Below are 22,398 nucleotides of genomic sequence, written 5' to 3'. Positions count from 1 at the left end.
AGCGTTAGCTGGCCATCAGCAATGGCAGAGCGAATAGCGTCGATGTCCACCATGCCCTGAAGTGCTTGACAGTAACTAGGCCAGGGATCAAAAGATGTAATTGTGCCCGGCTTATCAGCCACGGGCTTCCCCTGGGGCAGCATCAACTCTACTTTCTTAGTGACATCGGGGGAAACGGAACCGCCAAATGCACCTTTAACCTTTAAGCCAGAGTAGGCAGCGGGGTTGTGACTAGCCGTGATCACAATGGCACCCAACGCGCTTTTTTCGTGAGCCGCCCAGCTAAAGGCAGGGGTGGGTGCAAAACATTCAGATAACAATACGTCGTAACCAGCCTGGGCAATTGCCTCAGCGGCATGGCCTGCAAATTCAGGGGATAGAAAACGGCGGTCGTAACCCACAATCACTGTACGGCTGCCGTTGCTGCCGAAATAGTCTTCGAGAACTTTAGCGGACAGAGCGGCCACTAGCTCAACACGCTCAAAGGTAAAGTCGGCGGCAATCATGCCACGCCAACCATCTGTACCAAACTTAATCGATTTACCTACAAATACCGATGGAGATAATGCGGTTGCCATAATGATTTCAGTAATGCCACATCTAAGGAATTCACAGATGCTAAGGGAGATCCTGATCCCCTCAGCAGTTTAAACAGTGCCCTTAGCAAATGCCAGAGGGGAAAGCCCCATAACACAGTATTTTTCGAACCTAGCCTTACTGAAATAGACTGACGAGTGCTCTGAAGAGTTGCCTAGACAGCAAATTTGAGCAAATGCCGCAACCACGGCAGCATTAGTAGGTATAGCTCGCTACACAGAGCGTCCTTATACAGAAAGTCCTTCAATGGTAAATGGCGCATCGGCAAAGAGCTCGATCATGGCGATATTACTCATATTCTCTAGTTTTAGAATCTGGAGAGGTAGCAGCGCCGTTTCTGAGCTATTGGGCCACCGGAAGGCCTTATCGCTGTGGATTTGCAGCACCTTGCCGCCACTTTCTAATACCTTGAGCACCATGGGTTGTGTGCAACGACCCCAGAGGCAGAAGGAGTCGACGTCGTCGTCTAGGGCGATGGACAAGCGGTTGTCATTACCCGTTGGCATGATTATCCGCTCTCCTACTCGTGCCACAAACCTGGGGTTAGAAGGGATCAGTGCGATCGCACATCCAAAACTCACCCCGGCAAACTGGCTTGTTACCATTTCCAATGGCTTCAAAACTTGAAAATCAAACCCCGTAGGGACATTAGTTATGTTCAGTACATCTGCCTCTAATGCATCGGCAGTGGGTGAACAGTCAATATTGAGAGCAAACACGGATGGTCTCCTAAGCGGTTAACTTTCGCTACATTGGCAGACTCAGTAATTCCTTACCTGTCTGTATCAAATCGCAGCGCATAGCAACAGCAACATGAATAGTGTGTCAGTAAAGTGGGAACAACTCACACCCTTAGGGTAAGGATGCACATATGAAACCAAATTGAAACGTTAGATATATAAAGAAACTAACGAACATAGGCTTAGAACCTTGAAAAATCAGTAAAGCCCTTGGCAATCATAGTGCATATCTCAGATTTACTACGTTTCCCTCTAAGTTATGCCTATTAGCATGAACTAATAAGTCACTCTAAAAGTGAGTGTGATAACCTAGTTTGGTAGCAGTAATAACCTGTAGCAATAATTCAGGTATAAATCACTTGAATTAGCGATTGCTTAAGGTGAGCTGAGACGGGATGTAGCGCAGTTTGGTAGCGCACTTCGTTCGGGACGAAGGGGCCGCTGGTTCGAATCCAGTCATCCCGATTTTGTAACTGATCAACTAGCATGTGCATGCGTACTAAGAATTGCCAGACAGCTGGACTGCTAGTTCAGCTGTCCTAAAAAAATGGAATAATCTAGCCGACAAACCCATAATTTCTGATATCCATCCAGAAATAGCTACAGATTTTGTCATATCAATCACAAACACTCGCTCACACATTTAACTAGCATCCCTATCAACGCTAGTAAGTCTGTTCAATCAAACCCTGATGTCTCGATACTTGAGGCAGTGTAGTAATATCCCCCAAAAAACTGGTAGTAACTACTACCTACGCAGGACATGTAGATATCACCAGTAAGCCAGCAACATATATTTATGTTGGTAGTGGGTATTGCGCTAATAAAAGCGTCATACCCATAAATTTAGCATCCTCAGCAAAAAAATGAGTAAGCTGTGTTACTAACCCCTCCAACCATATATAGCGTAAGCTCAGAGCCTCAAATAATAAGGTTTTTATTTGCACGACAATTGGCGTACGTATCTCTGCTAAATGCCTAGCTTTAGTGACCATTGTAACAATTGTCCCTGGTGAGTTTCACTATGGTCCAAAATTTTGAGCTGCCAACGTCCATGTATCCCAGCGTTCATCAACAAACTTAAGGCAGGCGTATTTTCAAAGGTATAGGTCTTGCGTAACTGGGTTTGTCGCCCCAATGTACGTCCTTGCAATAACACGGATTTTCCTGGGGGCGACATCACTGCAATGGACAGATCTCCCAAAAAGCCATGGCGAATCTCTACATAAATTTGAATATCTTGCAGCGTCCCTCGCTGATTGATCGTAATCCCAGCCTTCTGCATCGCGGTTCTATCAGCTGGGATAGTTAAGGTAACGGCACTTGTCCGTTCAATCACCTTGCTGAGACGGCGATGGGCCAGATACCGATCTTGAGCGGCTTTAACTGCCTTGTAAGCATTCACTTTCCCATAGCCAAACCATAGAGAATGGCCACGATTGTCGTAGCTGCCATAGGTCAATCCCAGCTGAGGATCAGGCGTTTTGTCTTCAATTTTGTCGGCAGTATCTTGCAAAATTTGCTTCACCTCACCCGCATCCAAGTCTGGATTGGCTGATAGCATCAAGCCCACCACGCCTGCCACGACAGGACAAGCACTCGATGTACCACCAAATGAACTGGTATAGCTGGTCCGGCTATACCCCGTCCTACCTGTGCGATCGGCGGTGGTCATGCCCAAACCAGCAAACGATCCGTTCACTAAAGGCCCGGTTTCCACCTGTCCTACATCTGGTAACGCCATACTCGGCGGTCCATTATTGCTGGGTGCTGCCACAGAGACATGTTTGCCCCAATTGCTGTAGACGGCTTTCTGATTCAAGCTAGTGCTGGCTGACACTGTGATCACATCCGGATGCATTGCAAACCCACCCAGCCATTGGGTCACTCCCCGTAAGGCATTTTTAGGCCAGCCGAGCTCACGCACCTTGCCGTTTAACGGTCGGTTGGCATTGCCAGCTGAAAACAGCACCACACACCCTTTACCATTACGTCCCTTGGTAGCAGCGCGATTAATGGCATTACGCTGGCGCAGCGACAGGGGGAAATAAACCGCTGCGGGGGACCAGCTACAGGAAATCACGGATGCGCCCCGACTAACCGCCCCTTCAAACAGCTGCTCGATCGATTCATCGTCGAGATACCCAGTCGTTTGAATCGGCATAAAGCTACAGCCTGGAGCCACCCCCACAACACCACTACCGGTTTCTTCTGCCACGGCTAAGCCAGCCACCGCTGTACCATGATTCTCATGGGCCTGACTAGGCATGGGTAAACCATCACGATGCTTCAGATCGGACGGAGCAACTAATTTCCCCATGCCTTGTAAATCTGGGTGGTTGAGATCAAAGGCATCATCGGTTACCGCAATCACCACTGAGCGGCTACCCCGAGTAATGTCCCAAGCTTTTTCTGCATCAATATGGGACTTTGAAGCCAGGCCACGTCCCCCTTGATGCTGTAAATGCCACTGTTCACTATAAAGCGAGTCTTTGGGCCGATATAGGGGAGCTGTAGACACGACCACATTGGGCTCAGCCACTAACACCTGAGCATTACGCATCAGGCGATTGGCTAGTTTAATCGGATTCTCGGCTGCTGCCTTAGTGACCCGAAAAATATAGGTACGTTCGGTCCCATCCAATCCTTTTTCGCGGATAAGGCCTAGCTCCCTTGCGAGTTCGTCAATGGTTCTTAAAGGGAACTCAGTCGTAAACTGTACAGTGAGCTGATCCAGTAAATAAATATGGGTCTTAGGACTGGCCGCTAACTCATATACATGACTGGCAAAGCGTATGCTGTCCAACTGGCGCGCCATCTGTAGAGCGTTCTCTAGCTGCTGACGATGCACCTTCAAGGCTATGAGCTGTCCCCGCGCCACTGATTTCACAGCGAGGGGACGCCATTCCTGCTTAAGGTACTCCAGCAAACTCGACTGTTCTTCCAAGGTTTCAATCCGAATTGTCAGCCAGTTGTGCACCTTATAGAGCAAGAGTTCCTCGCCACCCCGTTGCAAAATCACCCCTGCTTGCTCTGGGCTAACCCCTTGTAAGCTTTCTCCTGTAGTCATTTCAGGTACTTCACGGACAACATCCACTTTGACAATAGGCACAATGCCTGGAAATCTAAAATCTGTGTATTGATAACCTCTGTAACGATATATTAGGGTTCTAAAACCTAGATCCCTCTGTGAACCAAATCGTTACGCTTTGTTATCCCGCCTTGTCATCAATTGCCTTGTCATCAATTTAGTCGGCCCCATGGTTTCTTTATCACACATTGTTCAACCTGGTATGTTCTCCTTTTTAGGAGCAGCCGCTAGTTTTGCTCTGTTGGCTCCTGTTGCCCCAGCAGCCTCCATAGCTACCTCAGACGCCACGGAGACTTTATCTTCCCCCACTCTGTTGGCTCAGGGAGACATCGATGCAGGCTTAGGAATTGCACCTGGGGAAGGCCTCATGGCAGAGGCAGAAGCCGCCATTGAGAGTCAGGACTATGATCTAGCCGTCCTCAAACTTCAAGAAGCCAGAGAAATTTTAAACCAAACGTCCAACAGCTACCAAAATATTGCAGCAGCCTTTACAGGGGTGGACGCAGACATCAGCAGTAGCTTGCGCATCAGTGCCCGTGATGCCGCCCAGATGCGTGATCAGGCCACCTATAGACAGGCTCTGATCTATCGGGCCCAGGGGCAGGCAGAATTGGCCGTTCCACTGCTAGTGGAAATTGTACAAAGCCAGGGGCCTAACCGCGATCTAGGTCTGGATGGCTATCAACAATTGTTTGAACTGGGCTTTGTCAGCCGACCTTATCGCCGCACAGGGTCTGAAGATCCCAGTAATGCCGTTGCCAACGTCGCCCGACCCCTGAATCAAGGGGATAGTCCTACGGGGATTCGTGCGGCTGAACTTTTGATTAATGAAGCGGATGCCGCCTACGCTGCTGCTGACTACGCCACTGCGGTGGCGCGCCTACAGGCTGCAAGGGAAACCTTAAATCAATCTTCTGGTTATTATCAAAGTCTATTGACCACGTTCTCAGGAATTGACCGTCGCGTTAGCAACGAGATGCGTCAACAAGCCCTGGAGGCAGCGGAGCTTAGGGATCAGGCCTCCTTAAAACAAGCGCGTGCCTATCAAGCACAACAGCAGCCTACGTTAGCTATTCCCCTATTAGTGGAAGTACTTAGCAGCCAAAACCCCACCCGTGCTCTGGGACAGCAGGCTTACGATCAGCTCCTTGAAATTGGGTTTGTCGCTCAGCCCTACATTGTCAATGAAGAGACGGCAACCTCCTCTGAGCAATAAGTGCTCATAACAGCTATCTCCATCTTACGTACATCGATTGGCCATGTACATGGATTGGCCGAGTAGGGTGAACCTAAGTCAAGATAGTTAGGGTAGGCAGTGTCTGCTGTTCACGTTTAATGTTGAGCATCACCCACTGTCTATATCAAGCAGCTTCGAATTTTTCTCACCGACTTTTTCCTATGATTCCTGCCAACCAAGTAGAGCAACTGATTAAAGCAAAGCTACCCGATGCCCAGGTAACCATCCAGGATCTAACGGGTACTCAAGATCATTATCAAGCCACGATCGTCTCCACCTCATTTGAGGGACTCAATCTCGTTAAACAGCATCAGCTGGTGTACGGCAGCGTTAATGCAGCGATGGTAACGGGCGATCTCCATGCGCTGACCCTTAAAACCTTTACTCCTGAGGAGTGGGCCCAGCAGGGTTAACACAATGGGACAAATCGTTCGATAAGATTACATAGAACAACTGGCGTTGCTGATTCTTAAAAGGACTCAAGCTCAAAAGGTCTGGCCAATAGCATGTGTCCCCACAGCTTTACCCTGTAAATCAGCGACGTCAAACAGTTAGCTTAGTTATTGAGTGCTATAGCCATGTCTCCAGAAGTCAAAGAAAAAATCGACAGCTTGCTCGCATCCAACAAAATTCTTGTGTTTATGAAGGGTACTAAGCTGATGCCCCAGTGCGGGTTTTCCAACAATGTTGCCCAAATTCTTAACTCTTTGGGTGCTCCTTATGAAACCATCGATGTGCTGGCAGATTACGACATCCGTCAGGGCATTAAAGAATATTCCAACTGGCCAACGATTCCCCAGGTTTATATCGGCGGTGAATTTATTGGTGGTTCAGACATCATGATCGAACTCTATCAAAGTGGCAAGCTACAGGAAATGGTTGAAGTCGCTTTGGCATCTTAAATAATAGAAATAGGAGGGCATCGCTGATGGATGTCCTCCTGAACGCTAAGAAATATTTGGCAAAAAATTCCTAGCTAAACATTAACGATAGTCATGTTCGGGCTGGGGTTGTGCTGTAACGAAATTTGAGGAATCAAATAAAAACCGATTTACTTCATCCTCTAGACGATGGATCAAATAGGGCTCTAGGGCATCCGAATGACGGAGCGCTGCTAAATACCCTTCGAGATAGCGTCGTAAGTCGTCATTACGGTATCCACGATTCCACTGATCCACTAGGGCATCGGTAATTCTCTGGTAGTAGCGAATTGTTTTTGCATCTTGAAGCATTGTGTGTGGGCCTCCTCTAAACCGCTTGATCGGGACCTATCTGCTAGCGCTGTGGATGAGTCAATAATGGGGGGCTTGCTAGTCGACTTTCTGCTAAATAACCGACATTTATCCGATGGAGACGAATCACCGATGTAGTGACGGAAAAACAGTTGTAAGAATTAGAATTGCAGGGGGTAGATACAGCTATATTTATTCTTGCACTATTTATTCCAACGCTCAGGTTTATGTAAACTTTTTTTGTTTTTTCAGTATTCTTTCTAAGATTTTATCAGCTTAATTTGAGCCATTATTCGATCCTTTGCAAATTATATAGAGTTGACTAACGGGTTTACATTGCTAACTGTGGTGGTTTCGTCTCTGTAATAGTTGCATTATGGATATATGAGTATCTACCCAAAGACCAGATATAAATACGGACGCATCATCAGCCCCGTAGCCGCAACTACAAAATATTCTTGAGGTCTTTGATACTCTTCTACGAGAGTGTTATGAAGCCTGGGCTTCTCAATTAGCTGTGGCCTCTACGTGTATTCAAATTATTGAGGGTAATCCTCACCTGAGATCGCTACTTAGTTGGCATCTTCAACAGGCAGGCTATCGAGTGAACCAGTCTGCTGACATTATGCGGGCTAAAGAAACCTTTCAAACGGCCCAGCCTAGCCTGGTGATTCTGGAAACAGAGCTGTCGGATGGTAATGGTTTAGAGCTTTGCCAATGGTTACAGCAGCGAGGGCGTCCTCTGGTGATGATCCTATCTGCTAAGTCAGGTGAGCCGGATGTGGTGGCAGGGTTACAGGCCGGAGCTGACGACTATCTAAAAAAGCCCTTTGGCATGCAAGAATTTTTGGCGAGGGTCGAAGCACTGACGCGACGCAATCGTAAAATCACGGCCCCTGCGTCGTTGACCTATGGCGATTTGAATATCGACTTAATACAGCGTCGGGTGCGCTTTAAGGAGCAGTTTATTGACCTGACACCCCAAGAGTTTAGTTTGTTGTATGTGCTTACCCAAGCCGAAGGATCGCCTTTGAGCCGGGCTGACTTACTGCGACGGGCTTGGCCCGATGCCATCGATAATCCCCGCACGGTTGATACCCACGTGTTATCGCTGCGTAAAAAAATTGAGGTGGATCCCCGCCAGCCAAGTGTTATTCAGACCGTACGCAATGTGGGGTATCGGTTGAATATTGAGCGATTGCATACGCATAACCATCATCCGGTGGGTGTAGGTGTGGCTAAGGCCGTCAATGCGGTTTGAGGATATCTCAATTAAAAATTGTAGGGACGTTTCTACGATTTTTCATTCCAATCATCATCCCAATCGTCTTCTTTTTGGGCGTTTACAATTGCTTGATTTAAACGCCCCCAATCCACCTGCCTAACCGGCTGGTAGCTTACCAGTTTGCCCCCCTGCACATATAAAACATGGGTGGCCCAATCTTTCATAAGTTCTAGCTGGTGGTTGACCATGACGACAGCGCTGACCTTGTCTAGGGTGGCGAGATAGCTGAGTAAGTACTGGGCGTACCCCGTATCTTGGGCAGCGGTGGGTTCATCGAGCAGTACGATGTCAGGTTCAGTGGCCAAAGTGCGTGCGATCGCAACTCGCTGGCGCTGCCCCACCGATAGTTCCACCGCCTGACGACTTAACCAATCTTGGGGAATTTTTAACCGCTCTAGCCATGGCTGTAATGTACGTCTGGCCGAGGCGGCACCGACGCCACGCAGGCGAGCCGGGTAACACAGACTTTCTTCTACAGACTGGTCCAGTAGCGTACTATCTTGCATTACCAGGCCGACTTTGCGGCGTAGGTCTATCACTGAATAGTGTTTGAGGGGTTGCTGTTGATAGGTGATCTGACCGTCACTCGGATCGCTGAGGCGGTTCATGAGTCGTAGCAGTGTGGTTTTGCCTGCCCCCGATGGTCCGACAATGGCGAGGCGAGATTTGGCTGCGATCGCAAACGATATGCGATCCAACAATAGACCCATACCCACATTGGCCCGCAAAGACACGTCGGTAAATTCTAGGACGGCATGACTGCTGTGCAAAACACATTACCCAGGCTAATTGACTAATTTATTTCAAACTACACCGCCGTGGGTAGCTGTCCACACGGCCCAAGCATCCATCAACAGCAAAAAGACTGTCATTACCAGCAAAAACAGGTACATCCATGGCTGCGCCAACGGTGTTACATCCTGAGTATCAATCCCAGTTTTTGCTTCCACCGTACGCACCAGTCGAGCAAACCCGACCACCCGCATTGGCAATAAATAAGCTCGGTCAGCGGCTGCAGTAATAAAGTAATAGACCGTGCCATTCTGTCCGGTTGAACGTGGCTTTAGAGCTTTAATCTCAGACCATTGCAAAAACCAACCACGCCAGGGCAGCGGTGACACCAGGGCAATCCCCTCATCGGAGGTTTGTACCTGTTCACTTAACCCTGCCCCCAGAAAAAGAGCTCCCACCAGAGCGAGCACCACCAGTAGCCCAGGGCCAACGGGGGCATCTGTTGCCTGGGCTAAAAATGGCAGTGGTAACAGTAACGCCACATAAAAACTGAGTAACGTCACCTTAATGAGTGGTGAAATACGAAACCGGTCAATTGGCTTATCCGCCGAAGACATAGGTATAGAGTCAAAAGCCACAGATTTTGAGCGTAACATTAGTTCAAAGAGTCTGGTCGTTGTGCTGCCATCCACGGGTAAATCCCAAGCTCACATACCCTATGGCAAATACTGCTGCACCACATCCCAACCGCTATAGCTAACCGCCGCAAACGCAATGAAAAGTAGGGCATTGAGTGTCACATGCAGGGTACGAGCCCAGGGGCGGCTAGAAATCTGAGTAGCAGCCGCTAATGACGCTAGCACTAAACCGACAACTGACAGCCCGGCCCACAAATGCCAGGAATGTCCCAGGTTGCCATGCTCGCCCAATGTGCCAATGATCCCAATACTCAGCAATAACAGCACTAAAGCAACCAGTACCCCGCCCAGCAAAAAATGTATCACTCTCACCCAACTAAGCTGAGGATTTTGCTGAGTACGTGCATACCAGACAAAGCCACCTGTCATTAGCAACCCCCCATACACCGTGACAGAGAGCCCCATAGACCAGGCCGCAATACGCCACAACCAAATAAACGATGGCAAGTCCATGCGCACTACCCTAAACTCTAAAGGTTCTGATATTTCCGAGCCTATCCAGAAATATCAGAACCTTTGTAAGCCTTACCATAGAGCAGTACTGCTAGGCCAGCTCAATCACCTGCCTAAGAGCTAACTAAAACTGATGTACAAGCCTGCCTCTAGCCCGCTCAACTGTGACATACCAAACGTGACGACTTGAGGCAGCGATTTAACCAATTGCTAGAGACAGCGTCACCATTAGCGTTAGAGCCTAAGAGCCTAACGGATATGACGAGGACTAACCATGGACCGGCTGCATCGCATTCAAGGCAGCTGACGCCTCACTTTCTAAATCCAAAGCTGAGCCAAGACTCTCGTCACCCACTATATCTTCTGCGTTATCAATCCTTAGACGCGAACAGGGAACTGTATCTTCCAAAATAGAGCTTGCCATGGAGCCAGAATGAATCTCTAATTGCCCATTAATATGTGATTCAAACATTAATCGTTGCCCTGGAAAAACAACACGTTCAAAATACCAATTTGAAATATTTGTAATTCTAGCTACCTGAATCCTACTAGAGTCATTCACATAGCAACATAAGACTGTTTTCGTATCATCAAAGGGTACGGGATCGAGTATTTGTGTCATGGGAGGAGAAAAGAGTGTGGAGGGATGCCAACAGTATCCATAACACTAACATTTAGTGATCCCCAACAACTGTAAAAGCTGCTACCGATGAGGTTTTCAGAAAACTTTACACATTCAACATAAGGAGCTTTGATGGTTTATCAGTTTTATTACTATCTGCGAATAAAAAACGTAATTATTTTAATAATGAACAATTAAAAGCAATGAAATAAGATATTCCAAAACTCAGCCTATTACTCTTGAAACACCCAATTATTTTTATTTTTTTAGCTAATGTAAGGGAATTCACGTACTACCTTTATGAGTTTATATGAGCTTAAGAAGTGTCACTAAATGTTCAGATAAGATGACATTTATACTGCTTTAATCGATACAAAAAAATCACTAGTGGATTGAGAAGTTAAATTCCTTGCTACCTGGTTTTTCAATCCTTTGCCTTAGACACCATGGTTTTGGGAGTGTTGGTCACCTTGGGGGATGTACGGCAGCGATGAAATCTCAGAACAGCAATGTTATCGTAACGATATGTGAAAAAACTGAAAACTCACTTCATTTTTTTACGCTACGTAACATTAGGCAACCAGTGCAGTAATGGCTAACCGCGTTCTATACGTCCGACTTCCGTGTAACCCTATTTTTCCCATCGGGGTTGTGTACTTGGCAGACCACCTTCACAAGGTCTTTCCCGATATAGAGCAACGTATCTTTGATTTGGGGACATTCCCAGCCCTGGACTTCGGCTCAGCACTAGATCGCTGCATTGATAATTTTCAGCCTAACGTTTTGGTCTTTTCTTGGCGGGATATTCAAATCTATGCACCGGTTGGTGGACGTGGCGGCAATCCATTACAAAATGCCTTCGAGTTCAACTACGCCCGCAACCCCCTAGTTAAGATGCGTGGGGCCCTGGGGGGAGTGCGAATGGTTGCCACCTACATGAATGAACTCTGGCAAAATACTGGCCTGATTAAACGAGGCTTTAAACGGGCTAAGCGCTACTGCCCTGATGCAAAATTGGTGGTGGGTGGTGGTGCTGTTAGCGTTTTCTATGAGCAAGTCGCCTCATGGATGCCTAAGGGCACGATTGTTTCCGTCGGTGAAGGCGAATTACTGCTGGAAAAATTAGTTCGCGAGGAATCCATCAGTGGTGAACGCTGCTACGTAGTTGGTGAAACAGAGCCCCGCGAACGTCTCATTCATGAATGGCCAACTGCTATTGAGAAAAGCGCGTGCGATTACGCCTATATCGAAAAAATCTGGCCTGAATTTAACTACTATCTCCAGGAAAACGATTTTTACATTGGCGTTCAAACCAAACGAGGCTGTCCCCATAACTGTTGCTACTGTGTCTACACCGTTGTAGAAGGCAAGCAGGTACGCATTAATCCATCCGACGAAGTCGTTAAGGAAATGCAACAGCTATACGACCGTGGTATCCGTAACTTCTGGTTTACCGATGCTCAATTTATTCCGGCTCGTCGCTTTATTGACGATGCCGTTGAGCTCCTACAAAAAATCATTGACTCAGGTATGAAGGATATCCACTGGGCCGCCTATATCCGGGCTGATAATCTCACACCTGAGCTGTGCGATCTGATGGTCAAAACCGGGATGAACTATTTTGAGATTGGCATTACCAGTGGCTCTCAAGAACTGGTTCGTAAGATGCGCATGGGGTATAACCTACGTACTGTTTTGCAAAACTGCCGCGACCTTAAAGCCGCCGGGTTTAATGATCTAGTTTCGGTTAATTACTCCTTCAATGTGATCGATGAGCGGATGGAAACCGTACGCCAGACCCTGGCGTATCATCGTGCCCTAGAAGCAATTTTTGGTCGCGATAAGGTAGAACCCGCAATTTTCTTTATTGGTTTGCAACCCCATACCCATTTAGAAACCTACGCGTTTGAGAACAATCTTCTCAAGAAGGACTACAATCCGCTGGCCATCTATCTCCCCTGGGTTGCGAATAAACTGCTCTGGAATCCAGAACCCCTGGGTGCTTTCTTTGGCGATGTGTGCTTGCAGGCTTTTCGTCAAAACCCCAACGACTTTGGTCGAGAAGTGATGGATATTTTGGAGGACCGTCTCGGTCTGGCCCCGCTGGAAGAAGCGTTAACAGCTCCTGTGAAACCAACGTTAGTGGATAAGCAACCAGAACTCATCGCTCAATAGTCTCGATAGTGTGATTATCTTCAAAGTTGGATTCACTGTTGGGTATGCAAAAAGCCACCAAAGTAAATCATTAAGCAAATGTTAGGATCACTAGGCAGGAATTGACGGAGTGCCATGGTAGATAAACCAATTCTGAAGAAAGATCGTCCCCCAGAGGATAGGGACCGTAAACCTTCAGAGAATAAGGAAAGAGCTAAAGGCAAAGGCAGAGGTAAGGGCAAGGGTAAAGGCAAGCGCGATAAGGACGATCGGAAAAAGCCGCCTATCAACCCAGCTTTGATGCGAGGTCCTAAACCCACTCAGAAAGTTGAGCCTGAGCCTGAACCTGACGTTAGCGAAGAGGCTTCAGAAACTGAAGCTACAGAAACTGAGGCTACAGAAACTGACGCAGTAACTGCTGAAGCCGCCACCGATGAGGCTGATGGGGCTACTGCTGAAGTTGAAGCACCTGTAGCAGAGTAAGGCTGCTCCCTTCAATACCAGAAGGCACCTGGTGGGCCACCAGGTGCCTTCTGGTATTTAGCTCATAAAAATTTTTCAAACCCAGTCAAATCGCTACCAACGACTGGTTTGAGATGTCCATAAAAGCAAAAAAACTCCCCAGTGGATTACTCCACCGGGGAGGACATCAGGGTGCATCTACCAATTAGGTCTTCTAAGAAATGGACAGTGGTCAGGAGAAATCCCATAGTGTTCTGGCTACAACTTTGCTGTGATTCGCCACCAGCAACTTGGTGGCAGCAGCAGTTACTATCAAACATGGTCACACTGATTCCATAACGTACACATGCTTTTTTCCTGGTCCCAATCCTTACGGCAACTGCCCCTCGTGCAAAAAAGGATGGCCAGTCTATTGGCATTATCGGTACTGATTACTGGATGCCAACAACCTGTACAGCCTGTGTCATCCACTGATTCTCCCCATGATGACTCCCTTGACGAGTACGTAGCTCCTCCAGAGGTGTTAACGCTGATTTATGGTCGGGCTCCTGTTACCCTTAATCCTCACTTAGCGACTGGCTTCCAAGACTTCGAAGTGGCGCGTATTATCTATGAGCCGCTGGCCAGCTATGGCCCTGATGGGGAGCTTATCCCGGTTTTGGCGGCTGAAATCCCCTCTCTAGACAATGGGGGTGTTAGTGAGGATGGCCTCTCCATTACCTGGAAACTGAAAGAAACCCTGCGATGGTCAGATGGAGAAGCCTTAACTGCTGAAGATGTCGCTTTCACCTATAAATTTATTGCTAATCCCACCGTTGCTGCGGTTACGGCTCAGTACTACCAAGATATTGAATCGGTAGAAGCCACTGACGACCATACGGTAAAAATTACGTTTAAACAGCCGACAGCCAGCTGGCAAATGCCGTTTACTGGTCTAAATGGATTGATTTTGCCAGAACATTTATTCAAAGATTTCAACAGCCGTAAGGCTCGGGAAGCTCCAGCTAACTTTCAGCCGGTGGGCACTGGTCCCTATCGCTATTTGACTGAGGCCAATGGTCGTTTGTTGTTTGTCCCCAATGAGCTTTATCGTCAGCCTGTGGGGGGCTTTAAGCGCATCGAAATTTTGGGTAATGTTCCGCCCTATGTGGCTGCCCGCGATGTCCTGCGAGATGGAACAGCCGATTTTGCCCATAATATTCAGCTAGAGTCAGCGGCCTTAGTGGATTTAGTGCAAACCGGTGAAGCCGGTGGGCTCGTGCTTACCTTTGGTAGCCAGGTGGAGCGCATTATGTTGAATTTTGCTGATCCTGATCAAGAAACTGAGGCTAAAGAACGCGCGAGTAAGGAATTCCCTCACCCAATTTTGCAAGATGTGAGGGTCCGACAGGCGATTGACTATGGCATTGATCGACAGGCCATCGTTGACCAGCTCTATGGAGATTTGGGGATTCCCACCTCTCAGTTATTGATGGCACCAACGCCTGCGGAAGATGAGCTGATCGATTTTAACCATGATGTGGAGAAGGCCAAGGAGCTTTTGGAAGAAGCCGGTTGGGTCGATAGCGATGATGATGGTATTCGCGATCGCAACGACCAACCCCTACAGCTACTCTTCCAAACCTCCATCGGCACGATTCGCCAGGCCACCCAAAGTCTTGTCCAAGAGCAGCTAGCAGCCATCGGCATTGACATCTTGATTGAGCGGGTCCGCACTGAGGATTTTTTCTCTGCTGACCCAGAGCAAACCAACAGCATCAACCATTTCTATGCCGACATGCAGGAATATGCCATCGGCAATGACATCCCTGATCCTACGATTTACATGGGCTGGTGGACCTGCGACAACATTGCGGCACTGGCCAACAACTGGCAAAAACCCAACAATGCCCGCTATTGCAATGCAGAGTACGACAAACTGTGGAATACGGCCCGCCAGGAACGTGATGCCGATAAGCGCAACGAACTATTTCGGCAAATGGATCAGATGTTAGCGGACGATGTGGCAGTGTTACCCATTGTGCATCGGGCGCTCTCCAATGCCGTTAGCTATCGTATTACTGGCTATAATTTTACGCCCTGGGATGCAAGTACCTGGGATATTGCCAACTGGCGACCCGTGGAGTCTGTTGAAAATAATGCAGACATGCCTTCAGAGGAAGCCAACAGCAAAGATATAGATATTATTGATAGTCAGGACGTAGAACAATCCTCTGAAGAATCCGAACCAGACAACGAATCAGAAGATCAAGCCCCTTAAGGAACCTCTTGAGCTTTGACATCTATGACCACGCCTTCGTCATCATCTTCGTTGGCCGGGGTCTGCTCGTCAACCATATCCTGATCAGAGGAGCTGAAGGCCCCCTGAAATAGATAAAAAACTTCGGTCAACAACAGAGTAATTAAAACCCCATCGTCAATCCAACCGACAATGGGAAGCAAATCGGGAGAAATATCAAGGGGACTTAATATGTAAGTCAATGTCCCAAAAATAATCAACCAGCGATATTTAGGATTGCGTAAGCCGCTGCGATATAAGGCGTAAAACGATTCAACCAGTTGCTTCATAGAAATCTTTAACGCATTATCTAATGATGCCATTTCCCTTAAAAAGACGAGATCATAGGGAAAAAAATTCAGCTTTACTCAATACTGATGCTATGAAATGCTCGGCTTGCTAGTTCATTGGCCTTTGCTTGATAGGGAATACTATCAGCTTATGAGCCTGTCGTTCTGCTTCAGTTGTTTTTACCTATGGGGCTATTGAGTAATCCCAATGTGGGCAGTACTACGGCTGGAGTCTATGCAACCATACTCAAGCAGCTAGAAACAGGCGGTCAGGGGCAGTTTGTCAGTAGCTTTGGCTCCCAGGCAGATAACGGGCATATCATTCGCTACATCCTTACCCACTGAACTACGGAAACGAAGGCTGAACAAGCCTTCGCCGTCTTTCTCCGGCAATAACTACCAATCATAGAAGAATTTCATATCTTGCAAAGATTAATTGAGTTCTTATTAAAGTTGCACACTCTGGGTTGTTGATACCTGTTCATTTGAAATAAGTTGGCAATATCAGGCGAGCACATCATCTCAAACTACTGCTTTTAGATGTCTACCGTTGCTGCAGTAAACGCTTTTATATATTCATCACCTCACAGGCAAATCTACCCTACAGATCAGCAAGCAGCTGTCTAAGCGCCTAAACATTCCTTAAAAACAGTCTTATGAAACCATTGTCAGCCCTAATGGGGGTGGTCACTGGTGCGATAGTGACCACGCTTGGTATGACTAGTGCAGCTTTGGCTGTCGATTTTTCCCTCCGTGGCACATTCGCTCAAGATGATGATGTACAGCTGTTTGATTTCAGCATAGCTACAGAATCAGCAGTCACCCTCAGAACTTACTCTTACGCAGGTGGTACTCAAGCAGATGGAACGTTCATTGATGCAGGCGGTTTTGATCCTGTGTTGTCTTTGTTTGATGGTGACGGGAATTTTATCTTCTTAAGTGACGATGATGAGTCTGGCACAGTTGCTAATGACCCTACCACTGGTAGGGCCTATGACGGCTTCCTGGATATTGTGCTAAAGGCTGGCGACTACACACTGGCATTGACGCAGTATAACAACTTTAGCAACACCACCAACCTGGCTGATGGCTTCAGACAGGAGGGTAATGCCAACTTCACCAGTAACTTTGCACGGTGTACAACTGACAGTATGTTTTGTGACTTTACTGGTGATGTTCGTACCAATGAGTGGGCATTGGATATCCTTGGTGTCCTACCCCCATCAGAACCTGATGAGGGAGAACCTAATCCACCGACTCAGGTACCTGAGCCTGCAACCACATTGGCATTTGCTTTAGCCGGTGTAGGTGCACTTGTACATCGCCGTCGCCAAACGTAAATTCACCTCCCAATCATGCCGTTGCTGATTCATTCTGTAGTCAGCAACGGTATTTTAGCGATGGCTGATTTAGGGGATAAACCGGTCTAGAGCCATTGCTATTGAATGGTATCTCACAACTACAGTCATCCTGAGGATCAGCAATGCCAGATTTTATATAGTAGCCTTGCTTTTGTCTGGCCTGAAGCTCTGCTCCGTAGTATGTGCCAATGGATATCGCTCAAGGAACTAATATCACAACTCAGCGGCATAAAAACCTACCACAACAGTTTTTACTATTGTTGCTAATCTCTTCTGTTTTTCTCTAACGATTTAAATACAACACTGCATTATTTTTTGCAACAATAACAGTGTTGTTGACTCTTTTTATTCAACCGCCAAAGAAACTCGCTTACCACCAATACCCCGCAGGTCTGCCAGGAGTTTCGCCACATCGGCATAGGGCAATGTTCGATCTGCCTTGAGCATGACAAACCCGTCTGGGTTTTCGGCAAAATAGCTTTGGATAATAGGAGCCAATGCTGGAGTTGTTATCGGCTCATCTTCATACACTGTCTGGCCATCTTCTCGCAGACCGATTACCAATGGCTCAATCTTTTCAACGACCTCTTCATCTACACCAGAGACTGCCTGGGGCAAACTCACTCCAAAAATCTGTACACCGCTGAGTTCCATGGAGATGATGACAAAAAACGTCAGAACCGTCATCAACACATCCATCATCGGTACCAGATTTACCTCAGGCACTCCAGAATTTCCATGACGAGATCGTAAGCCCATCTTCTACTCCTCCTCATCCGCATCCTCTAACGCCAGAGAGACCTGGTCACCACCGACCGCACGCATATCTCCTAGAAACTGCATAACGTTCTCATAGGGCAGCTCCTGATCCGGTACCAGATAAACCGTCTTATCAGGATTCTTCTGCAGGTAGTTGTCAATCTCTAATGCTAGCTGTGTACTATCAATCGGCTGGCCATTGAGCGAAGTTTCCTGATTCTCATCCATCTCTACAATGAAAATCTCATCAGCAGAGGGTAACTGGTCTGGCGGCACATCCTCTGTCTGCTCTGGGGGGAGTTCTACTTCAATCAGCTGTTCACTGCCCAAAGAAACCGAAATCACCACAAAAAATGCCAGCACACCCATCATTACCGTGAGCATCGGCACCAAATCAATGGTGGGGATTTTACTTTCTCGGCGTTTACCTAAGGGCATAGAGGTTTGGATGGGGGTATCAAGATACAGGTGGGGGATAGGTCTTGGTTATTGGGTCTTGGTTATTGGGTCTCTAATTCAGTAGACCGAAACAAATTTGTTTGAGGCCGATAACAAATAACGAATAACAAATAACTAAATTATGATTGATAGGTTGCTGAGACTGATGGCTCTTCAACAGAGTGACCGTTTTCTGAGGCTAATAAAGCAGGTTCGTACCAGTTTTGACGATAGATTAGCTCTAGCTCGTTACCAGCTTCTGAGAAATAGTCAGCCTGTTGGCTCTGGAGAGAGACCAAAATCCGCAGCACTAGCAGCGCTAAAATCGCGACTACCATGCCGGCGGCTGTTGTGATCAGCGCTTCACCAATACCCGCTGCAGCTTCACTGGCTCCTTCACCGCCGCCGCTGCCGCCGATATCTAAGCTGTAGAAGGTGGCAATTAGACCCGTTACCGTACCCAACAGACCTAGCAGTGGCGAAATGGCAACGATGGTTTCTAGTAGTTTTTCACCCTGGCGCATTTTAACGAATTCACGATCCGCCGCTGTTTCCATGGCCAGGCGGAAGGTTTCAGGGGAGGCGTTGTTTAACCGTAGGGGGGCAAACAAAAACCGGCCAATGGGGGTATCGTGGTGTTGATTTGCGATCGCAGCTGCCTCATTTAAATCCCGTTTAGCTGCATCCAAAACATCGCTGACAATTTTGCCTTCACGGCGTAGCAGATCAGACCAAAAACGTGTCCGCTCTAGAGCGCATGAAATTGTTAGCACCGAAGCTCCAACAATGGGTACCATCACCGGGCCACCCTTAGCTAGAAAATCAAATACAGTTGCCATAGCCGAATTTCCTGGATTACGTTTGCCTGTCCGGTCTGCCGTTTACCGATTGAAACTATTAAAACGCGATTCAAAAATGTGGATACAAACTGAATGCAGCGCCGCCGAATCTACGGGCGATCCCCTTCATTCTCCCCTGTCTCTTCACCCGCCGCACTCGACTCAGTGCCAGGGTTCGATGCCGTCGTCGATGTATCTGGGGGATCTTCGTCTGCTGTTGCATCATCTGGGGTAGCTGCGGGTGTGGCGTTACCTTCAGTCCCTGGCTGGGGTGCAGCAGTTGGGATTGCTCCAACGATCACCTCTTGCCATTCCAAATTGCTTTCGCCGTTGACTTTGACCAGCACTGACTCGACTCGACCCGCAGCTACCGTGCCAGCACCCACTACGTCACACTCAAATGAATCGCCTCGTTTATTAATGCGATATGTATCGCGACAATCCACGGCTAAGCTTTTCCCCACCGCTTCCCTGATATCCTCTTGAATTTTTTCCTCAAGGGATACCAAATTAATGATCACCTTAGAACTGGGCACATCCCACGCGATCGTGCCCTGATCATCCTGCTGGATCACATTAATGGTGAACTGGCCACCATCTGGCAGTTCACCGACACAGCGAAAATATGCTTCCGCCTGTTGCTTGACACGATTTGGACAAATTACATCCTTCAGGGTAAGCCGCCGCCCTTGGCGCTCAATGTTATCCTGGATATCTGTCTCTATCCGAGACATATTCAAATGTCGTGAGCAACTGCTGAGAAGAATTAACCCTAGCAGTGCCCCCAACCGAACGATGGCGACCATTCTGTGATAACGCAAATGTTGACCAAGATTCACTATAACGGGGGCTCCCAGATGCCAGGTAAAGGACCGGTTAAGAGAACCTAGAGTGATGGGGGAAAACCCTGAGATTCTCCTCAAAATCGATACCTACACCGTTCCGAGATAGAGATGTTCCATGGAACGTTTCTACATTAATAACCTATCCCTTCATCTGCCGTATTAAATGCCTTAGTTCCGGCAAAATCAAAGTATCCATGGCCAGGGCAACACCATTGCTGGAGCCCGGTAGCAAAAATACCAGGGTAGATTGATACACCCCGGCAGTAGCCCTAGAGGCAATGGCTCTAGAGCCAATTTCAGCATAGCTAAGGTGACGAAAAATTTCGCCAAAGCCAGGTATTTCTTTTACTAATAGGGTTGCGATCGCATCGTATGTGGTATCCCTGGGGGCGATCCCAGTCCCTCCATTACAAATAATGACATCTACGGTCGGAGCCAGGCGCTTTACTAAGCCAGCTATTTGATCCGGCTCATCCTTCACCAACCGATACGCTTCTAATCGATGGCCTGCCTCTCGCAGTTTGACCTTAATCAGCTGTCCACTTTTATCAGTGTCAACCGTACGTGTATCACTGACAGTAATGACACCGCAGATAGCTGGGGTGAAATCTGGATCGGGATGGGGGGTAGCCATGGATAATAGTCAAAACGTCGAGAAGAGCAATCTCTACAAAACTCAAAACTAACTCTTCGTAAAGCCTAATCCTTTCTCTTCGGCATAGCGATTCATAAAGCGCATAAACCGATCCCACTCATCGCGGCTCTTAAGCAGTATACGTGCCTCTAAGCCAGCTGGTGCGCCGTTGATAAACTTGGCGTTTACTTCGCGGCTGGTCATCATGCCTTCTTCGTCTACCAGGTAAAGACCCGTTACCTCAAATCCTTCTTCCACGAGGGCCTTGGGTTTATCAAAGTAGAACGTAGCAGTGCCATCTGAACCGTCCTTAGCACGGGTGAGCCGCACGTCTGGAATGACTTCCTCAGCTACACCCTGAGCAAATTGGATTTCTGCCATTGCGCTGTCCTCTAACTAAATGACTATGGGCTATTTGTTAAAAAGCATTAAGCTCCATCATCCCATCATATGAGTGTTGTTTAAAACACTCTTTGAAAATCCTCGTCCATAGGTATTGATGTAGGGACGTTCCATGGGATGACCCTACATCTGGGGGTGCACCTGGTAGTCAGACAAGATGGGGGGCATGCGCTTTCGCAGCACTAATCCTTGATAAACCATAGCGGCCACTTCACCATAGGTGGCCACCTGGTTAGGGGATAGCAGGTCTAGGTCAGGATAGTTAAAGACTAAACCAAGTTTTGTGGCGATTGCGATCGCGCTTTCTGCATAGCGAGGGACCTGGGATTTATCTTGATAACGGGCAAGCAATCCAGCCGTATCTTTAGCGGTAAGCTCTAAGCCACTAACCAGAGCCAGCAGCACCTGAATTTTTAAGATGGGTTGCTCTGGCGCAAAGGTATAATCGGGAAACCCTGAGAGGAACTTGGCGCGATAGGCGGTGTGGATGGCCTGGGATGCCCAGTGGGATGAAGGTACATCACGAAACGCAACCGGGTAACGTTTTGGTTTCGGAGCAAAGGCAGCCACCACTAAACTGGCAAACTGTGCACGGGTCATGGAGGCGTCGGGAGCACTGGTCCGCTCTAGAAAATTGTGCGCCTTGAGGGACTGCCAGAAGTCATCGGCCCAGTGGCTGTGGGTGACAATTGTATTGCTGGCAGCAGCCACACTATTACTAACGGCGGTTCTGGCTGGCTCCACAATATATGGAGACGTCAGGGACTGCATCCGACCTAGATTGGCCAGGCACTGATAAACCAAAGCCGTGGTTTCAGCTCGAGTAATGGGCTGCATCGGTCGCAGTTCTGCCACATCGGGATAGTTCACCACGATGCCTTGACGGGTAGCAATGGCAATTTCCTCAACGGCATAGGGGGGCACCTGGGCGCGATCCCGATATACTCCGAGTTCGGATGCCATACCCTGGCCCAGTCGCAAACCATTAATCAGGGCCACCAGGGACTGGGCTCGGGTCATGGGATCATTGGGCCGAAATGTATTGTCTGGAAAACCAGCGATAAAGCCCTGGGCCTGAGCCTGATAAATCACTGAACGGGCCCAAAAATTAGAAGAGACATCCCTAAAGGGCTTAAACCGGCGATTGTCACCGTCACTCGCAGGAAATGTCGCCATGACCAGAGCAGCGAACTCGGCTCTGGTCACCAATGCATTGGGGCGAAATGAACCGTCAAAAAAGCCTTTGACG

General features: G+C 48.0%; 25 protein-coding genes and 1 tRNA gene. 10 read left to right on the top strand and 16 right to left on the bottom strand.

Features of this window, described 5'->3' with window-relative positions; all coding sequences use genetic code 11:
• Together DXZ20_RS29815 and DXZ20_RS29810 are read right to left on the bottom strand one after the other, a co-directional pair.
• On the bottom strand, nucleotides 1-578 hold a 578-nt coding region (locus DXZ20_RS29815), incomplete at its 3' end, for a phosphohexomutase domain-containing protein (RefSeq protein ID WP_489670951.1).
• A gap of 246 nt (nucleotides 579-824) precedes the next feature.
• The gene (locus DXZ20_RS29810) at nucleotides 825-1,316 is read right to left on the bottom strand and encodes a hypothetical protein (RefSeq protein ID WP_163671392.1); all 492 of its coding nucleotides are present in this window, start codon (nucleotides 1,314-1,316) and stop codon (nucleotides 825-827) included.
• Nucleotides 1,317-1,728: 412 nt separating this feature from the next.
• Between DXZ20_RS29810 and DXZ20_RS29805 the strand changes: the two genes are divergently transcribed.
• Nucleotides 1,729-1,802, top strand: a tRNA-Pro gene (locus DXZ20_RS29805).
• Between the two features lie 505 nt (nucleotides 1,803-2,307).
• On the opposite strand, the gene DXZ20_RS29800 is transcribed toward DXZ20_RS29805, so the two are convergent.
• Complete coding sequence (locus tag DXZ20_RS29800) at nucleotides 2,308-4,449, bottom strand: S8 family serine peptidase (RefSeq protein WP_163702610.1); 2,142 nt, start codon at nucleotides 4,447-4,449, stop codon at nucleotides 2,308-2,310.
• 148 nt (nucleotides 4,450-4,597) lie between these two features.
• On the opposite strand from DXZ20_RS29800, the gene DXZ20_RS37900 reads away from it, so the two are divergent.
• The 3 genes from DXZ20_RS37900 to grxD all read left to right on the top strand — a co-directional run bounded on the left by DXZ20_RS37900 (nucleotide 4,598) and on the right by grxD (nucleotide 6,567).
• Entirely contained in the window at nucleotides 4,598-5,644 is a 1,047-nt protein-coding gene (locus tag DXZ20_RS37900) for a hypothetical protein (protein WP_250565973.1), read from the top strand.
• Between the two features lie 182 nt (nucleotides 5,645-5,826).
• On the top strand, nucleotides 5,827-6,078 hold the full coding sequence (locus tag DXZ20_RS29790; RefSeq protein WP_163671395.1) for a BolA family protein: 252 nt from the start codon (nucleotides 5,827-5,829) through the stop codon (nucleotides 6,076-6,078).
• Between the two features lie 165 nt (nucleotides 6,079-6,243).
• Nucleotides 6,244-6,567: a Grx4 family monothiol glutaredoxin gene (grxD, locus tag DXZ20_RS29785; RefSeq protein ID WP_006518443.1), complete on the top strand. Its 324-nt coding sequence runs from the start codon at nucleotides 6,244-6,246 to the stop codon at nucleotides 6,565-6,567.
• An 81-nt stretch (nucleotides 6,568-6,648) separates the two neighbouring features.
• Here the strand turns inward: grxD and DXZ20_RS29780 are convergent, their stop codons facing one another.
• Nucleotides 6,649-6,897 (bottom strand): DUF6761 family protein, encoded by a 249-nt coding sequence (locus tag DXZ20_RS29780; protein WP_163671396.1) that lies wholly within the window; start codon nucleotides 6,895-6,897, stop codon nucleotides 6,649-6,651.
• A gap of 517 nt (nucleotides 6,898-7,414) precedes the next feature.
• On the opposite strand from DXZ20_RS29780, the gene DXZ20_RS29775 reads away from it, so the two are divergent.
• Nucleotides 7,415-8,158, top strand: coding sequence for a winged helix-turn-helix domain-containing protein (locus DXZ20_RS29775; RefSeq protein ID WP_163671397.1), 744 nt, complete (start codon nucleotides 7,415-7,417; stop codon nucleotides 8,156-8,158).
• 32 nt (nucleotides 8,159-8,190) lie between these two features.
• Here the strand turns inward: DXZ20_RS29775 and DXZ20_RS29770 are convergent, their stop codons facing one another.
• From DXZ20_RS29770 to DXZ20_RS29755, 4 genes are all read right to left on the bottom strand, one after another.
• Entirely contained in the window at nucleotides 8,191-8,952 is a 762-nt protein-coding gene (locus DXZ20_RS29770) for an ABC transporter ATP-binding protein (protein WP_163702609.1), read from the bottom strand.
• Between the two features lie 33 nt (nucleotides 8,953-8,985).
• Nucleotides 8,986-9,531, bottom strand: coding sequence for a hypothetical protein (locus DXZ20_RS29765; protein WP_163703657.1), 546 nt, complete (start codon nucleotides 9,529-9,531; stop codon nucleotides 8,986-8,988).
• A 99-nt stretch (nucleotides 9,532-9,630) separates the two neighbouring features.
• A complete protein-coding gene (locus DXZ20_RS29760) occupies nucleotides 9,631-10,065 on the bottom strand; it encodes a DUF4079 domain-containing protein (protein WP_163702608.1) in 435 nt (144 codons plus the stop codon).
• Nucleotides 10,066-10,333: 268 nt separating this feature from the next.
• Nucleotides 10,334-10,687: a DUF1830 domain-containing protein gene (locus tag DXZ20_RS29755; protein WP_163702607.1), complete on the bottom strand. Its 354-nt coding sequence runs from the start codon at nucleotides 10,685-10,687 to the stop codon at nucleotides 10,334-10,336.
• A 591-nt stretch (nucleotides 10,688-11,278) separates the two neighbouring features.
• Between DXZ20_RS29755 and DXZ20_RS29750 the strand changes: the two genes are divergently transcribed.
• The 3 genes from DXZ20_RS29750 (at nucleotide 11,279) to DXZ20_RS29740 (ending at nucleotide 15,563) form a co-directional block, all read left to right on the top strand.
• Entirely contained in the window at nucleotides 11,279-12,862 is a 1,584-nt protein-coding gene (locus DXZ20_RS29750; RefSeq protein WP_163702606.1) for a photosystem II high light acclimation radical SAM protein, read from the top strand.
• Nucleotides 12,863-12,976: 114 nt separating this feature from the next.
• Complete coding sequence (locus tag DXZ20_RS29745; RefSeq protein WP_163702605.1) at nucleotides 12,977-13,324, top strand: hypothetical protein; 348 nt, start codon at nucleotides 12,977-12,979, stop codon at nucleotides 13,322-13,324.
• A gap of 379 nt (nucleotides 13,325-13,703) precedes the next feature.
• Nucleotides 13,704-15,563, top strand: coding sequence for a peptide ABC transporter substrate-binding protein (locus tag DXZ20_RS29740; RefSeq protein ID WP_250565972.1), 1,860 nt, complete (start codon nucleotides 13,704-13,706; stop codon nucleotides 15,561-15,563).
• Here DXZ20_RS29740 and DXZ20_RS29735 read toward each other — a convergent pair.
• The gene (locus DXZ20_RS29735) at nucleotides 15,560-15,871 is read right to left on the bottom strand and encodes a YkvA family protein (protein ID WP_163671405.1); all 312 of its coding nucleotides are present in this window, start codon (nucleotides 15,869-15,871) and stop codon (nucleotides 15,560-15,562) included. The two genes, DXZ20_RS29740 and DXZ20_RS29735, sit on opposite strands and share 4 nt — an antisense overlap.
• Before the next feature lie 186 nt (nucleotides 15,872-16,057).
• Between DXZ20_RS29735 and DXZ20_RS29730 the strand changes: the two genes are divergently transcribed.
• Nucleotides 16,058-16,216: a hypothetical protein gene (locus DXZ20_RS29730; protein WP_163671406.1), complete on the top strand. Its 159-nt coding sequence runs from the start codon at nucleotides 16,058-16,060 to the stop codon at nucleotides 16,214-16,216.
• Nucleotides 16,217-16,527: 311 nt separating this feature from the next.
• Entirely contained in the window at nucleotides 16,528-17,211 is a 684-nt protein-coding gene (locus tag DXZ20_RS29725; protein ID WP_163671407.1) for a DVUA0089 family protein, read from the top strand.
• A 366-nt stretch (nucleotides 17,212-17,577) separates the two neighbouring features.
• Here DXZ20_RS29725 and DXZ20_RS29720 read toward each other — a convergent pair whose 3' ends face one another.
• The 7 genes from DXZ20_RS29720 to DXZ20_RS29690 form a co-directional block, all read right to left on the bottom strand.
• Nucleotides 17,578-17,991, bottom strand: coding sequence for an ExbD/TolR family protein (locus tag DXZ20_RS29720; protein ID WP_163702603.1), 414 nt, complete (start codon nucleotides 17,989-17,991; stop codon nucleotides 17,578-17,580).
• Between the two features lie 3 nt (nucleotides 17,992-17,994).
• Entirely contained in the window at nucleotides 17,995-18,429 is a 435-nt protein-coding gene (locus DXZ20_RS29715; RefSeq protein ID WP_163702602.1) for an ExbD/TolR family protein, read from the bottom strand.
• 140 nt (nucleotides 18,430-18,569) lie between these two features.
• A complete protein-coding gene (locus DXZ20_RS29710) occupies nucleotides 18,570-19,268 on the bottom strand; it encodes a MotA/TolQ/ExbB proton channel family protein (protein WP_163702601.1) in 699 nt (232 codons plus the stop codon).
• Between the two features lie 110 nt (nucleotides 19,269-19,378).
• A complete protein-coding gene (locus DXZ20_RS29705; protein WP_163671411.1) occupies nucleotides 19,379-20,074 on the bottom strand; it encodes a DUF4333 domain-containing protein in 696 nt (231 codons plus the stop codon).
• 178 nt (nucleotides 20,075-20,252) lie between these two features.
• Entirely contained in the window at nucleotides 20,253-20,747 is a 495-nt protein-coding gene (locus tag DXZ20_RS29700; protein WP_163671412.1) for a MogA/MoaB family molybdenum cofactor biosynthesis protein, read from the bottom strand.
• A 48-nt stretch (nucleotides 20,748-20,795) separates the two neighbouring features.
• Nucleotides 20,796-21,128, bottom strand: coding sequence for a photosystem II reaction center protein Psb28 (gene psb28 / locus DXZ20_RS29695; protein WP_163671413.1), 333 nt, complete (start codon nucleotides 21,126-21,128; stop codon nucleotides 20,796-20,798).
• Between the two features lie 144 nt (nucleotides 21,129-21,272).
• On the bottom strand, nucleotides 21,273-22,398 hold a 1,126-nt coding region (locus DXZ20_RS29690), incomplete at its 5' end, for an S-layer homology domain-containing protein (protein WP_250565971.1).

It is taken from the genome of Adonisia turfae CCMR0081, from assembly GCF_011009555.1.
In the GTDB taxonomy this organism is placed as follows: Bacteria; Cyanobacteriota; Cyanobacteriia; order Phormidesmidales; family Phormidesmidaceae; genus Leptothoe; species Leptothoe turfae.
This window is presented reverse-complemented; position numbering and strand designations above follow the sequence as displayed.

Bases quoted from the DNA above. Each gene is read 5' to 3' on its own strand.
- DXZ20_RS37900 (WP_250565973.1), top strand. From the start codon at position 4,598: ATGGTTTCTTTATCACACATTGTTCAACCTGGTATGTTCTCCTTTTTA.
- DXZ20_RS29790 (WP_163671395.1), top strand. From the start codon at position 5,827: ATGATTCCTGCCAACCAAGTAGAGCAACTGATTAAAGCAAAGCTACCC.
- grxD (WP_006518443.1), top strand. From the start codon at position 6,244: ATGTCTCCAGAAGTCAAAGAAAAAATCGACAGCTTGCTCGCATCCAAC.
- DXZ20_RS29780 (WP_163671396.1), bottom strand. From the start codon at position 6,897: ATGCTTCAAGATGCAAAAACAATTCGCTACTACCAGAGAATTACCGAT.
- DXZ20_RS29765 (WP_163703657.1), bottom strand. From the start codon at position 9,531: ATGTCTTCGGCGGATAAGCCAATTGACCGGTTTCGTATTTCACCACTC.
- DXZ20_RS29760 (WP_163702608.1), bottom strand. From the start codon at position 10,065: ATGGACTTGCCATCGTTTATTTGGTTGTGGCGTATTGCGGCCTGGTCT.
- DXZ20_RS29755 (WP_163702607.1), bottom strand. From the start codon at position 10,687: ATGACACAAATACTCGATCCCGTACCCTTTGATGATACGAAAACAGTC.
- DXZ20_RS29750 (WP_163702606.1), top strand. From the start codon at position 11,279: ATGGCTAACCGCGTTCTATACGTCCGACTTCCGTGTAACCCTATTTTT.
- DXZ20_RS29745 (WP_163702605.1), top strand. From the start codon at position 12,977: ATGGTAGATAAACCAATTCTGAAGAAAGATCGTCCCCCAGAGGATAGG.
- DXZ20_RS29740 (WP_250565972.1), top strand. From the start codon at position 13,704: ATGGCCAGTCTATTGGCATTATCGGTACTGATTACTGGATGCCAACAA.
- DXZ20_RS29735 (WP_163671405.1), bottom strand. From the start codon at position 15,871: ATGAAGCAACTGGTTGAATCGTTTTACGCCTTATATCGCAGCGGCTTA.
- DXZ20_RS29730 (WP_163671406.1), top strand. From the start codon at position 16,058: ATGGGGCTATTGAGTAATCCCAATGTGGGCAGTACTACGGCTGGAGTC.
- DXZ20_RS29725 (WP_163671407.1), top strand. From the start codon at position 16,528: ATGAAACCATTGTCAGCCCTAATGGGGGTGGTCACTGGTGCGATAGTG.
- DXZ20_RS29720 (WP_163702603.1), bottom strand. From the start codon at position 17,991: ATGGGCTTACGATCTCGTCATGGAAATTCTGGAGTGCCTGAGGTAAAT.
- DXZ20_RS29715 (WP_163702602.1), bottom strand. From the start codon at position 18,429: ATGCCCTTAGGTAAACGCCGAGAAAGTAAAATCCCCACCATTGATTTG.
- DXZ20_RS29710 (WP_163702601.1), bottom strand. From the start codon at position 19,268: ATGGCAACTGTATTTGATTTTCTAGCTAAGGGTGGCCCGGTGATGGTA.
- DXZ20_RS29705 (WP_163671411.1), bottom strand. From the start codon at position 20,074: ATGGTCGCCATCGTTCGGTTGGGGGCACTGCTAGGGTTAATTCTTCTC.
- DXZ20_RS29700 (WP_163671412.1), bottom strand. From the start codon at position 20,747: ATGGCTACCCCCCATCCCGATCCAGATTTCACCCCAGCTATCTGCGGT.
- psb28 (WP_163671413.1), bottom strand. From the start codon at position 21,128: ATGGCAGAAATCCAATTTGCTCAGGGTGTAGCTGAGGAAGTCATTCCA.